The organism is Microcoleus sp. A6-C6, assembly GCF_036705955.1.
Lineage (GTDB): Bacteria > Cyanobacteriota > Cyanobacteriia > Cyanobacteriales > Microcoleaceae > Microcoleus.
In genome coordinates, this window is record NZ_JAUBVR010000070.1 from 1 (window position 1) to 12,874 (window position 12,874).

The window sequence follows — 12,874 nt, forward strand, 5'->3', positions numbered from 1 at the left end:
TGTTTTGTATTTTACCATGCTGTGGCTAGATTGTGAACCTTCTTTTTTGCTGTTACCCCGATTTATTGAGCGGATACATGTGGTGTTTGCTGGGAATGATGCGGAAATAGAGAATTGAACGAGTGGCTAGCTTGAAAACAGGGCGAGTGCGGTATAATAAAAATGGTGAAGTTTTCGAGCAAAAAAACATAATTGCAAATATGCCAAAATACCTGACAATTGCAGAAGCGCAACAACAACTACCAAAGTGGCCGGATGACTTAGTAGCAGAGCCAGCTATCATCACTAAGGATGGGAAACCGGCAATAATTGCCCTCAGTTTTAAACAATTTGAATCTCTGTTAGAAACAATAGAAATTCTCTCCGATCGCGAATTTATGGCTCAGTTGCGATCTGGTACCGAACAAGCCCAGAATGGAGAAACAATAGTTAAAAGCCGAGTTAAACCTTTGACAGCACTTAAAAATGGAGCCTGTAGAATATCAAGTTATTTTGACTGCACAAGCAGGGTAACTATTTATGAAAAATTCCTAACTTACATATAGACAATTTCACCGCGACGAACCTGTGCCATCGTGAGCTTCTAACGTTTCTTGTGTAGCAAAGCTTTGTAAAAATGGTAAATTACTATGACTCCCCCTCAAAAAAGACCTGAAATTTCACCTTTGAAAAAAGTTTTTATTAGTCCAGGATGGATAGTAGTATTAGCCATAGCTTGCTTTGCATTCTGGAGGGCACGAAATCCTGAAATTTCTTCAAATTCAACTTTTGTGGCTAATGGTAATCAGTCTGTTCCCAAACAATTGATAGGTCAATGGCAAACACAAACTCCAGGTAATTCTGTAACATTAATTTTCACTAATGAAGGGACGTTATTTGTTTGGAATATGCCTACTATTGCTAAACAAATGGAATATCAGACTGATGTAAATCATCAACCCAAGAATTTGGATATATTAACACGAGGTCAAGTTACGGGAAGGACAATTTTTGAGTTTACGGCTGATGGTAAGTTGCGTTTAATCTTAAATAATATTCGAGCATCTCGACCTACTTCTTTTGATTCTAATGCCAGGATTTTTCAGAAAGTATCTGAAAAAACGACATTGCCTGATAATGTGAAAGTAATTAATTTTAAAGAACCCAACCAAGCTAGACAATCGGAAGGAAAACAATATGTTGCATCTATAAATAGAGGACAACAAGCTTTTTATGCTGAAAATGGACGTTTTACGTCTATTTTGCCAGAATTGGGATTAGGTATAAAATCAGAGACGGCAGGTTATTCATATAGTATTGTTTTGAGCAACGATGGGCGTTTTGTGCAATCAATTGGTTTAGCAAAGAGAGATGGATTGAAAAACTATACAGGAATAGTTTTTTGGGTTAACAATGCTGACAGTAAGTCTACATCTTCTCTATTTTGTGAAAGCTATCAACCTTCAAAAGAGCTTCCTGGATTACCGGTTGTTACCAACTCTAAAGATGGGCTACAATGTCCTCTTGGTTATTCGCCGATAGTGCGTTGAAAATCTGGACTAGATTAATAGCATATTTGAAATTACTTGAGTGCATTCAAAAGCTCATTCCTCACTCCTCAGACTCAAAATCCACACGATCGTACATTTCGCCCAAAGACATCTCAAAAGACACCGAACTCAACGCCAGAACCGCATCAGCACCATCATACTCAGACAAAACCCACTTATTGTCATCCCTCTTACAAAACTGTTCGACGTGCATTTCGTACTGATCGATCAAAACATACTCCCGAAAACTAGGAATAGAACGAAAAAGTTTAAATTTGTCACCACGATCGTAACTTGCTGTGGATTTCGATAAAACCTCAGCCACCATCACCGCATTAGTAATCGTATCTTTCCTACCCTCAGCAAACTCCAACTTACCCGCCACCAGCATCACATCAGGATAAGTATAAATCCGCTTCGACGGTATCCACAAACGCAAATCGTTCATGAAAATCCGGTAGGGTTGTCCTTTCGTCGCAAAATTAAGTGCAGCATAAAAATTGCCAGCTATCTGATTATGATTTGGTGTTCCGCCTGCCATAGGAATTATCTCGCCATCGTGGTATTCACTTCTAAATTCTGCCGCTTCTTCCAGCTTTAAATAATCTTCAGGAGAGTAATAAATATCAACTTTTTCCTCAACTACTTCTTCGCGAATTTCTGTTGATGCCGTCATAGTACATCCTCGTGCGATCGTACTCGCCATTATAACCGCATTAGGTGTTAGAAACCGGGTTTTGTGCAAGAATTCGGCGCTGTTACCCAGAGTTGTTAAAAACTCGGTTTCTGAGAGTCTTAGCAATACTAAAAATAAGGACACAACAACGTTGTTGTGTCCTTACTTGGGCGGTATCGGAGTTGATCGCACAACAATGTTGCGTCTCTACTTAGTCTTGTCCAAAGTCCGCGACTCTAACCACATAGGAATTACAATCCAAGCAACTGCTAACAGCAAAGCAAATACCGCAAATTGAGCCGCCCAAGCTACCAACTTTTCCAAAGACACAACTTGTCCTAGGAAATATGACAAACTTACCATGACAGATGCCCAGCTTGCTGCACCCAGAATATTGAACAGCGAAAATTTCCAAAAAGGCATTTCTGCGATGCCCGCTAGGGGGCTGGCAAAAATCCGCAGCAGTGCGATGAAACGGCCTAAAAATACCGCTTTAGCTGCATTTTTGCTAAACTGTTCTTTGAGGTCAAACAGTTGTTCTTCCCGAAAGCGGAAAAATTGTCCTAGCTTCAGCAGCAGCGGCCAGCCGCCGTATCTGCCGATCGCATAACCGAAATTTCCGCCGAGAGTCGCACCGGCGATCGCGCTTCCGAGCACAAACCAGAAATTCAGTTCCCCACTGCCAGCCAAAAAGCCACCAGCAATAGTAATTGTCTCGCCTGGGAGAGGGACTCCCAGATTTTCTAGCAAAATCCCCAAAAATACCGCCCAGTAGCCGTAATCGTGGGCAAATTGCTGAATAGTCTCTAACGATAAAAACTCAAAAGACATTCGATACTGCCTTCGTAAACTTTTGCAAAGCTCAATACATTTATATCTTGGCTCGATTCAGCCAATAGTGCAATCCTTCGCTGTGATTAAGAACACACAAAACTCGCGATCGCCCGCCTAACAAAAAACTAGCCTTTAGGGCATTATAGATGAATGGAGAATAGTTGCGGTTGCGTTGAGCCCATCGCCAGCCCGTCATCCTACTAAATTTATCACCAGGGCGATCGCCACCGATTCCCACAAGGGCGATCGCGCATCCTAGAACCTTAGCTGAAATTCCCTGATGATCTCAACTTTGGCAGCAACCGAACTCACTTATTGATACTTGACAATCCGAGGATAACTGCTATGGAATTTCCCAACTTCAACCAACACATCATCCTCCAACCTCAAAACTGCCTCGACTCCGAAGCCGGCAGCCTCCTCCAGCAACAGCTAGCCGAGATTTTGCCCGATCGCCCCCAACTCTGGGTAATTGACATGGGCGACGTAGATTTTATCGACAGTTCCGGCTTGTGCGCCCTAGTCGGCGGACTCAACGCCGCCCGCCACCGGGGATGCCGCCTCGTCATCTGCAACGTCTCAGCCACTGTCAGGCTAATATTTGAACTTACTCAACTCGACCAACTTTTTGAAATTTTTGACAGTTTCGAGCAAATTATCTCAACACCAACTCCCGCTTTAGTTGCCTGATAAAAATTATACGATCTCCGGTTAATTGCCCATAACTAGGTTCGATCGTTGGGAATGCAAGTCCTGATTTATTAGCCAAGAAAGGACTAAAGTCCTCACTACGAACACCAAAAAGTAATTTGCATATCATAAATCGGCTTATTTGTCAAGCAATACCAATGGCAGACAAATAAATCCGGCACTTGAACGCCGACAGAAGCGATCGCAGGTGCAGCCGGAAAAGGCAAAAGTCGATCGAAACAAATCCTTTCCCCAACGAACCCGAACTGCATCAAATAAGTCGCCGGTGGTGCATTTAAAAGATTCAGTAACCCGAAAGCCAACTCATACAACTGCTGTCGCCAAACATCCGACAAATGCAGCGGTTGACGGTAACTCAACTCGCCAGACAAGTTGTCAGATTCCGCAGCGATCGCCTCAGCATACAGCGGCCCCTTTGCCGTCAACACCACCGGTAGCCAAAAATTGCCATCGCCGACGGGCACTTGTAACTCCTGGGCCACTCGATCGCGCGCCGCCACAACATTAGCGCCAAATCGAAACACATCTTGACCCGGAAAAACCAGATCCGACGGCACATCCAGCGTCAAAGGACAAACGATCGATCCACCATCGGCGATCGCACCAGAATAGAGATCGGAAACCCCGCAGATCAGGACTTCAGTTAAAGGATCGGATTGAGAGATCGCCTCCAGGAGACAATCGGCCAGGCCCCGCGAATCGCCCGCCACAATCAAAACCTTAGACATTGCCAAAGCTCGGCATTTGAATACCGCGATCGTCATCAGGATCGACGCTCGGCAGATCCAGGCCTTTCGCCTTGCGATTCCGCATCGCCAGACGGTAAGTCACGCTCTGCAACTCAATATGCAACTGGCGGTTTTCCTTTTGCAGTTGATCCAACTTTTCCTTAATCGGCTCGATCCGCTCGGCAAACTTCTGGCGGTAAACCCCAGGCAATTCCTGAACCACTTGTTCGAGCATTCTAGAGCGATCGGTCAATTCTTGCACCGATTGCCGCAGTTGGTAAACCTCCGTATCCCGATCGGCGATTTGTTCCTGATAAAAACCCACCTGCTCTTCCACAGCTTGCAGTTGTTCCCGCATTGCCTGCATTTGAGCTTGGTGGCGATCGGAAACTTCCGGCGCCGGCACAAAACTCGAATTTCCCTTCACCAGTCTGAAAAGTTCTTGAGATAACTGCTGCACCAATTGGTCGCGCATTTGCAGCTCTTCGGTGAGACGAGATACCTCTGATTGCAGTTCTTTTGAGCTTACAAGTTTAGTTGGATTCACGATTACTCTCAGCTTTTGCTATAAAATGTGTTTCTTTAAAATATCTTTCCCTCACCACAGAGGCAAGAGGCAATTTAAAAATTTTGCACCCGGGCCTGCTAGATCGATCTGCCAGATGTCAACGGTCAAAGCCAGTCTAACTCACATCAGGCACCAAAGTCAGTCGATGTGAGATTTTAGATTTACTGCACAGATGAATCTAGTAGCTTTGAACCTTAGTCTCAAATTTTTGACTCTCTAGGTCTAACCCGATCGCCGCCGAGAGCACTTTGCCAGCTTCATCCAAGGTACTGCCAAAACAGATAATTCCGTCCTCGTGACCGGCCATCGCCAGAATTTTGCGATCGCCTAAATTCTCCTCCTCAAAAAGTCTAAACATTTCTAAGGCCATCTGCGGAGTACCGTAAGGTATTTCTTTTCTAGTCGTAGGAATTTTAAACAGCAGTTGCTGCCATAGTTGAGGATTGTGAACGTGAATTATCCCGCCCACATCGTGTCTGTGAAGGTACAAGGCTGCGTGAGTTAGGGACTCCGACGAAGCTGGTACGGGGCCCCGGCAGCCGAGAAAATTTTGTTCTAAGTTAAATTCAGTGACAGTACAGTAGAAATCAGGCCCCAGATTTGGCAAGTGTGCCGTCTGGGTGCCTGAAATCACGAATTGGCAAGAATTGTCGAGTCTGACGCTGACGTTACCAAAACCAATGCCATTTTCGTAGACACCTATTAGTCCCCAAGAGTGGAGTCGATCGCGCCAGTCGATCAAATCTGCTATGTTATCGGCAGCTAAAGGATCTGCCTCTTGCCATTCGCAGCGGTACTTAACGACTCCTTCATCCATCTATTTTTCTGCCTAGCCCGTACACCACACACAAGTCTTATTCTGAGACTTGACCGAAGTTGTCAAACTGTTTTTTGTCTGCTGCCTTCTTTCTAGAGTGCCTGAGTGCCTTAAATAATCTACATTCCTGTGTCGCCGTAATTAGCGATCGACATCAGCAAAAAGTATACTACGCAAGAAGAACAAATTATTCCAAACATCATAAATTTAGCCTCAACAGGTGATTGCAAAAGTTGAATGTAAAAACGCACGCTTTCCGGCTGGGAGTTTTATTCTTGGCTGTTGCTATATCTAGTCTCTTATGTGAAACTATTTAACATACGTCAACAATTTATTGCTCAAGAGTACAGCATTTATACTGAGGTTGCTGGCCTCCTCAACAATACTTAACGAGAAAGTAGCCCTTGATCCGGGAACTTAGGTAAAATTAACCGTAAATTTACTTACTTTCATAATACTAATATTTCAGTGAGCGGAACACAAAATTAAAAAAGTTTACCAAATCAACACAAATGCTAGCCGATCGCCCGCGGCGTGATTAATTGCTAAAACCCTTGCTAATATTGATTTTTCAGTGAGCGGAACACAAAATTAAAAAAGTTTACCAAATCAACACAAATGCTAGCCGATCGCGCGCGGCGTGATTAATTGCTAAAACCCTTGCTAATATTGATTTTTCAGTGAGCGGAACACAAAATTAAAAAAGTTTACCAAATCAACACAAATGCTAGCCGATCGCGCGCGGCGTGATTAATTGCTAAAACCCTTGCTAATATTGATTTTTCTGCTAGCGGCGATAACTGAAGCCGTAATTGCTTCAACATCGTGCTTGTCCCAAAAGAGTTTAGCCGATCGAGCAGTGGCTCGATCGGCTAAACTCTTTTGTGGGGCAGTCACGCCCGCAGCCCTTTAAATGTGGAAGTGATACAAAATGCTGCCATCGTCTTTAATTTCGCAATTGGCATTAAAGACTTCAGCTTGTTGGTTCAAAAAACGCTGAGCGACATCCGGCGACAGCCGCGTCTCCATCGCAAACCGCACCAGAGTGATTTCGCCGCTGCCTTCTTTGATCAGTCGGTACAAAGCACTTTGGAGTCTTTCGCTCTCTTCTCGCTGAAAAGCTGATTTGTTCTGCCAATCAGCCACCGAAGGAATCAAACCGCGGCTCACCAAAATCGCCAACAGCAGGCCAACTCCCACAATTAGAGGCACAGTCGGATCGCTCGTGGGCGTCGCCACAATTTGCGGCGCCGTAGCGGCGGCAAAACTGCTCACCATTTCTTTTTCTGACGCTTGCGTATCCGCCATTGCCAGTTGAGTTTTGTTGTATACGTCTTGCTGAAGCTTCATTTGCTGCAACAGGCGAGCGCGCTCTCTTTCGTATTGGTCGAGTTTTTGCTGAGCTTGTTTGAGGTCTTGAGTGACTTGTGCCAAGCGTTGGTTGAGCGACTGATTGACTGATTGCCACCGATATCTATTAATCAGGCGGCTTTTTTCAACCATGCCCTTCATCAACATATCCGCCGTTTGCACTGCTTGATCCCGATCAAGCGAGCGATACCCAACAGCAATCTGTAGAGGTTCTTCCGGCTTAGAAATCTTGACGCTAGCATTTTGTCGAATTTGCTGAGGCGACAGCTTAACTGCATCTGCCACTGCTTTGACAACATTATCTGCCAGCAAAACATCGGGAGTGAGTTGCTCTCCCTGCTTGAGAATTGTCGCGCCCGTACTCGAAAATTTTACTGGCGGATTATTAGAAGTCAGAGTGCCTTGGGCCAGGAATCCCGGCAGCGGAGCTAGGCGGTAGGCTAATGCCCCTGAAATACCCATAATTACAGCAAAACTGCCTAGGGCAATCCATCTGTACTGATTTGATGAAGATCTAAAACGTAAATTTCCCATTTTGATAGTCAAGTCATAACATTCACTTTGCTGTTGCAGCTAGTCCCAAACCAAAGAGCGATGGTTTCTTTCTTTTGAATGAAATTGACTGCGAAAAAATCACTCAAATTGTAGCGAAAAGCTCTCAGATCGGCTTTTCAGAGTTGCAAATATTCATGTTTCCAAAAAAGCACCTAACTTGTGTTTTTTCCTAACTGTAACCTCAGCTTTTTTGTTTAGGAATTACTCAAAAAATTGCAGGTATGACGATGATCAAGCCAAGTCTGTTGCCATCAGGGGAGCCTCGTGCGAGAGTGAAATCTTGCGGAGCCTCGCCGTGTTTGTTGACACTTAAAACTTTCACTTTTTCGCCTGCTGCAATCCTTCAATTATTTTACTTCTTGCTGTGCGTTTTGCGGAAGCGATCGCGCGGGTGCGTTGTTGCTCGATCCTGCGATCGCCCGCAGGTTGTACGGCACTTCGCTCTCATCTGAGATGCCCTCAAACTCGATACTTCTTCTGACGGCACATTCAAACCGATCGCAATTACGCTCAACGAAGCCATCAAGCCCGCAGGATCGATCGGCTAAACTCCCGATCGCGATTAACCAACTGCTAATTTTGCCGATATTCTCAAATAAGAGCGGGTAAAACAATCAAAAAAAACTTAAATATTCTTCCTAAAAAGTTACTAGCCCAGAATTATACCACGCACTAACAGTAATTGCTAAAAATAAAAAAGTTGTGGAGCAGGCCGCAAGACCTGCTCCACATCAAATGATGGTTTGACAAAGATACGATTGATCGTACCGACGAAAGTTCAGAAGCCGATCGGCAAAATAAGACCCTCGCGGGCCATGACAGCCTTGGGAAAAGCGATTTGTACCTCTTCGGCGATGCGATCGAGAAAATCGTCAGTATGAGCCGGATCATGGTGAAAAATCACCACCCGTTTCACCCGCGCTTCCTTAGCCATTCTCACCGCTTCCTGCCAAGTCGAGTGTCCCCAACCCACCTTCGGAGACTTGGGATTGTGATATTCCTCGTCGGTGTACATCGCATCGTAGATCAGCACGTCAGCATCGAGGGCTAGATTATAAATATTCTCATCTAGGCGATCGGGAAAATGTTCAGTATCCGAACAGTAAACAACAGAACGTCCCTGCCAAGTCACCCGATATCCCATCGCAGTATTCGGGTGATTAAGAGAACCAGTCCTAATCTCAATATCATCCAGCATCATCGTCTGGTTGTGATTGATCTCGTGAAAATTCAAATCTGCCGGCAAACCCATAAGCGGCACCGGCGAATTCGAGTGCAGAACCCGTTCGACGAAGTGCCGTTTCAGACAATCTCCATCCGGCGGAATCGCCCCATAAATATCAAACCTATTGCCGCGGATAAAAGCTGGGGCGAACAGCGGGAAACCTTGAATGTGATCCCAGTGGTAGTGAGTAAAAAACATATAAGCTTGTATCGGCATTTCTTGCATCAACTGGTCTCCCAGCATCCGCAAGCCAGTTCCGCCGTCAAAAATCAAGCGTTTTCCACCGACTCGCATTTCCAAACAAGAAGTATTTCCGCCGTAGCGAACAGTTTCCGATCCTGGTGTCGGAACACTGCCCCGGACGCCCCAGAACTGTACTACAAAATCATCTATACCTTTTATTGCTTCGGAGGGTTGAGGGCAATCAACGGGATTTGCCACTACAGAGGACAAGCTGATTTCCATTTTAAAATTCAGACTTTAAGGTTCCACATTGTCCGTGATGGCGCAGCAGATGGTCGCACAACACTAAAGCTACCATTGCTTCGACCATTGGCACAGCTCTTGGTAAAACGCAAGCATCGTGCCGTCCTTTGGCTGCTAGCAGTGTTGCTTCACCCTCTCGGGTCACAGTGCGCTGCTGCTGCCGAATTGTCGCAGTTGGCTTGAAAGCCGCCCGCAGAATGATATTTTCACCGTTAGCAATGCCACCCTGAATTCCACCGGAGCGATTCGTTACTGTGCGAATTTCTCCTTGTTCATCAGTATAGTATTCATCATTGTGTTCGCTGCCCTTGAGCAGAGTCCCGGCAAAGCCCGAACCAATTTCAAAGCCTTTGCTAGCGGGTAAGGACATGATCGCTTTGGCTAAGTCGGCTTCGAGTTTGTCGAATACGGGCATTCCCAGGCCTTTGGGTACGTTGCGGGCGACGCATTCGACTACGCCGCCGATCGAATCTCCGCTGTCGCGAACTTTTTCGATTAGTTCAATCATTCTTTCGGCGCAGTCGGCATCGGGACAGCGGACAATGTTGCTTTCTACTTGTTCTAAGGTAACAGTGTCTGGGTCGGCGACGCATTCTAAGTCTTTGATGCGTTTAACGTAGCCGACTATTTCTACGCCTGCGGCTTGGAAGAGAATTTTTTTGGCGATCGCCCCTGCTGCTACTCTACCAATAGTTTCCCTCGCCGAACTTCGACCTCCGCCTTGCCAGTTGCGAATTCCGTACTTAGCATCGTAGGTAGCGTCGGCGTGGGAAGGGCGGTAAGTTGTGGCCATTTCGCCGTAATCTTGAGGGCGAGTGTCTTGATTGCGGACTAAAATTGCGATCGGAGTTCCCAGAGTTTTGCCTTCAAACACGCCCGACAGAATTTCGCAGGTATCAGCTTCTTTGCGGGGCGTGGTAATTTTGCTTTGTCCGGGGCGGCGGCGATCGAGTTCCGCTTGAATTTCCGAAGCGTCGATCGCAACCAGGGGCGGACAACCGTCAATGACTACCCCGACACCACCGCCGTGAGATTCCCCAAATGTCGAAATCCGAAATAGATGCCCGAAGCTATTGCCCATAATGCTTTTCCCTGAAAATTGATATTTTTTACGTTAACTGGAAGATAGATTTTTTAAATTAAATATAGATTTAGGGTATTTCTGAAGAATATAGCATTGACTGGGGGCTTTCGGTCGATCGCAGCACAGAAGTTCGATCGCATCCCGGTAGCAGAATATCTACGAGGGACAGGGGAGAGGAGGGAATTGCCAGAAGAGGAAAACTGTGAAAATCTCTTCTTCCCTCTTTCTGACATCAGTTACATCCGCTGCCGAACATCCATCCATCCGTTACATCCGTTACAAAATCCGCTGCCGAACTTTCTTCTTTTTTAGTCTTCGTGTTCTTCAAAAGGATCTCTCAATTCCTTAGCGGGAGGGCCAAAAGCCGTGTAGATAGAGAAGCCGGTGATTGCCACCAGACAGATACCGAGAGAAATGCCGAGAACTGCTGCTGGTTCCATATTTGCGATCGATTATGAGTGATCCCCTCTATAATATTACAAAAAATAACAATCTGTCTAAAAGTCTAGTGATTTTACGCGCAGTACGGTAAGGCAGCCGAGCCCACTCCCGCTGTTTTCAGTCCCCCTGCCGCATTTCTGAGAAATTGCGATCGCAATTAGCGGTGGAAGTATGTCAAACTTTTCTGTAGAGATTCATTGTAGGTGACTTATGGCACAGCGGACTTGGTTAGGAGATATACTCAAACCCCTTAACTCAGAATACGGCAAGGTAGCCCCAGGTTGGGGAACCACCCTGTTGATGAGCGTTTTCATCGGATTGTTTTTCGTGTTCTTGTTGATTATTTTGCAAATCTACAACTCTTCTCTGATTCTAGAGAATGTGGATGTTGATTGGTCGAGTCTCGGCCGCTAGAATTTGAGCGAAAATTAAGGCTAACAGTAAAAGCTGAGGGTGGAGGAGAAATGGTAAAAGCTAAGTTTTCCCATTTTCCCTTGCCCTTTCCCGTTAGTCCCTCGTAATTAAATGCTAACTAATTAAACAAATTACCGGAGACAAAAAATGAATATTTTTGGCATTGGTTTGCCGGAAATGGCAGTGATTTTTACCATCGCCCTGTTGGTATTCGGCCCAAAAAAGTTGCCAGAAATTGGTCGGAGTTTCGGGAAAGCACTTCGGGGTTTTCAAGATGCTTCGCGGGATTTTGAGTCGGAGTTTACGCGGGAAACCAAGCAGCTAGAAGAAGCAGTAGCAACTACCAAAAAGCCGGAACCAGAAAAACTCGCGGCTGCTGCTAAGGAAGATAGCACAAACAGTTAGATGAACAACACTCAGAAATCGGAAACACCAGCGGAGTTAGTAATTCCCCAGCTAATTGTGGGTTTGGGGAATCCTGAACCAAAGTACGATCGCACGCGACACAATATCGGCTTTAATGCAGTAGATGCCTTCGCTAAATCTTGGCAAATTTCCCTGTCAGAAAACCGCAAATTTCAAGGAATATTTGGCGAGGGAAATCGGCCGCGGGGACAGAAAATCCGGTTGCTGAAACCGTTGACTTACATGAATTTGTCCGGCCAGTCGATTCGGGCGGCGACGGATTGGTACAAAATACCTCCACAGTCCGTATTAGTAGTATACGACGATATGGATTTGCCGATCGGCAAAATGAGAATCCGGCTAGCAGGTTCAGCCGGCGGCCACAACGGCATGAAATCAACAATTTCTCATTTAGGTACAGACAAATTTCCCCGGTTGCGGATTGGCATCGGCAAACCTCAAAGCGATCCTGCTAAAAATGAGAAGGATACGATTTCCTTCGTATTAGGAAAATTTTCCTCAGAGGAAAGTCAATTAGTAGAAAAAATGCTTAAATTAGTTGTAGAAGCTGTGGAACTTAGCCTCCATCAGGGAGTAGAAAAAGCCATGAGTCTTTACAACAATCGTACCATTGCAGAAACAAGCGCGGAAACAAAAAGGTGAGTTCGAGACGTTTGCCGGAAACTACAGCCCATGTCCGAGTTACGGGTCAATCTTGGCTAAAAGGCACGATTGAAGGTGAAGTGACTGCCGGCAGTTTTGAGTGGCACTTTCAATGGCGTTTTCGGGAAGAAAAAACACTGATTCTTGAACCATCTCAGGGTAGGGCATTGATTCAAGAACCGCTGCACCGTTTTCTGGAAAAATGGGATTATCAGCTTGAACCAGGGGGGGATTATTCCTTTACCGTTAGGGCTCAGTTTTAATATTGATATTTATTTGAGAATAACTCTTGACACTTTATGCTAAATCTAGCATAATAGAATTGTAGTCGTTCAGTAAAAATCCTGCCATGATAAAAAAACCCACT

General features: G+C 45.4%; 18 protein-coding genes. 7 read left to right on the forward strand and 11 right to left on the reverse strand.

Annotated features, from left to right (window positions below):
- Positions 1-122 precede the first annotated feature (122 nt).
- On the forward strand, positions 123-545 hold the full coding sequence (locus QUB52_RS22655) for a type II toxin-antitoxin system Phd/YefM family antitoxin (protein ID WP_265234886.1): 423 nt from the start codon (positions 123-125) through the stop codon (positions 543-545).
- Positions 546-629: 84 nt separating this feature from the next.
- Entirely contained in the window at positions 630-1,529 is a 900-nt protein-coding gene (locus QUB52_RS22660; protein WP_332974457.1) for a type IV pilin-like G/H family protein, read from the forward strand.
- 61 nt (positions 1,530-1,590) lie between these two features.
- On the opposite strand, the gene QUB52_RS22665 is transcribed toward QUB52_RS22660, so the two are convergent.
- Together QUB52_RS22665 and QUB52_RS22670 are read right to left on the reverse strand one after the other, a co-directional pair.
- A complete protein-coding gene (locus tag QUB52_RS22665) occupies positions 1,591-2,205 on the reverse strand; it encodes a Uma2 family endonuclease (protein ID WP_332974456.1) in 615 nt (204 codons plus the stop codon).
- Positions 2,206-2,412: 207 nt separating this feature from the next.
- Positions 2,413-3,036, reverse strand: a complete 624-nt coding sequence (locus QUB52_RS22670; RefSeq protein ID WP_332969442.1) for a DedA family protein — start codon at positions 3,034-3,036, stop codon at positions 2,413-2,415.
- A gap of 348 nt (positions 3,037-3,384) precedes the next feature.
- On the opposite strand from QUB52_RS22670, the gene QUB52_RS22675 reads away from it, so the two are divergent.
- Complete coding sequence (locus tag QUB52_RS22675; RefSeq protein WP_265234882.1) at positions 3,385-3,729, forward strand: STAS domain-containing protein; 345 nt, start codon at positions 3,385-3,387, stop codon at positions 3,727-3,729.
- 98 nt (positions 3,730-3,827) lie between these two features.
- Here QUB52_RS22675 and QUB52_RS22680 read toward each other — a convergent pair whose 3' ends face one another.
- The 9 genes from QUB52_RS22680 to psbN form a co-directional block, all read right to left on the reverse strand.
- Positions 3,828-4,478, reverse strand: coding sequence for a hypothetical protein (locus QUB52_RS22680; protein WP_332974455.1), 651 nt, complete (start codon positions 4,476-4,478; stop codon positions 3,828-3,830).
- On the reverse strand, positions 4,471-5,025 hold the full coding sequence (locus QUB52_RS22685) for an Npun_F5560 family protein (protein ID WP_265234880.1): 555 nt from the start codon (positions 5,023-5,025) through the stop codon (positions 4,471-4,473). Before QUB52_RS22685 ends, QUB52_RS22680 begins: the two co-directional genes overlap by 8 nt.
- Before the next feature lie 199 nt (positions 5,026-5,224).
- Positions 5,225-5,863 (reverse strand): class II aldolase/adducin family protein, encoded by a 639-nt coding sequence (locus tag QUB52_RS22690; protein WP_332974453.1) that lies wholly within the window; start codon positions 5,861-5,863, stop codon positions 5,225-5,227.
- 750 nt (positions 5,864-6,613) lie between these two features.
- The gene (locus QUB52_RS22695; RefSeq protein WP_332974451.1) at positions 6,614-6,760 is read right to left on the reverse strand and encodes a hypothetical protein; all 147 of its coding nucleotides are present in this window, start codon (positions 6,758-6,760) and stop codon (positions 6,614-6,616) included.
- A gap of 12 nt (positions 6,761-6,772) precedes the next feature.
- Positions 6,773-7,768 carry a lipase chaperone gene (locus QUB52_RS22700; RefSeq protein ID WP_265234877.1) on the reverse strand — a complete coding sequence of 332 codons (996 nt, stop codon included), beginning with the start codon at positions 7,766-7,768 and terminating at the stop codon, positions 6,773-6,775.
- 368 nt (positions 7,769-8,136) lie between these two features.
- A complete protein-coding gene (locus tag QUB52_RS22705; RefSeq protein WP_265234876.1) occupies positions 8,137-8,403 on the reverse strand; it encodes a hypothetical protein in 267 nt (88 codons plus the stop codon).
- A 164-nt stretch (positions 8,404-8,567) separates the two neighbouring features.
- Positions 8,568-9,479 (reverse strand): MBL fold metallo-hydrolase, encoded by a 912-nt coding sequence (locus tag QUB52_RS22710; RefSeq protein ID WP_265234875.1) that lies wholly within the window; start codon positions 9,477-9,479, stop codon positions 8,568-8,570.
- 1 nt (position 9,480) lies between these two features.
- Positions 9,481-10,581, reverse strand: a complete 1,101-nt coding sequence (aroC, locus tag QUB52_RS22715) for a chorismate synthase (protein WP_265234874.1) — start codon at positions 10,579-10,581, stop codon at positions 9,481-9,483.
- Positions 10,582-10,892: 311 nt separating this feature from the next.
- Positions 10,893-11,024, reverse strand: coding sequence for a photosystem II reaction center protein PsbN (psbN, locus tag QUB52_RS22720; protein ID WP_265234872.1), 132 nt, complete (start codon positions 11,022-11,024; stop codon positions 10,893-10,895).
- Positions 11,025-11,235: 211 nt separating this feature from the next.
- Between psbN and psbH the strand changes: the two genes are divergently transcribed.
- The 4 genes from psbH (at position 11,236) to QUB52_RS22740 (ending at position 12,770) form a co-directional block, all read left to right on the forward strand.
- Positions 11,236-11,439: a photosystem II reaction center phosphoprotein PsbH gene (psbH, locus tag QUB52_RS22725; RefSeq protein ID WP_006633692.1), complete on the forward strand. Its 204-nt coding sequence runs from the start codon at positions 11,236-11,238 to the stop codon at positions 11,437-11,439.
- Positions 11,440-11,586: 147 nt separating this feature from the next.
- A complete protein-coding gene (locus tag QUB52_RS22730) occupies positions 11,587-11,844 on the forward strand; it encodes a TatA/E family twin arginine-targeting protein translocase (RefSeq protein ID WP_265234871.1) in 258 nt (85 codons plus the stop codon).
- Complete coding sequence (pth, locus tag QUB52_RS22735) at positions 11,845-12,507, forward strand: aminoacyl-tRNA hydrolase (RefSeq protein ID WP_332974450.1); 663 nt, start codon at positions 11,845-11,847, stop codon at positions 12,505-12,507.
- A complete protein-coding gene (locus QUB52_RS22740) occupies positions 12,504-12,770 on the forward strand; it encodes a DUF3146 family protein (RefSeq protein WP_265234869.1) in 267 nt (88 codons plus the stop codon). Before pth ends, QUB52_RS22740 begins: the two co-directional genes overlap by 4 nt.
- Positions 12,771-12,874 lie beyond the last annotated feature (104 nt).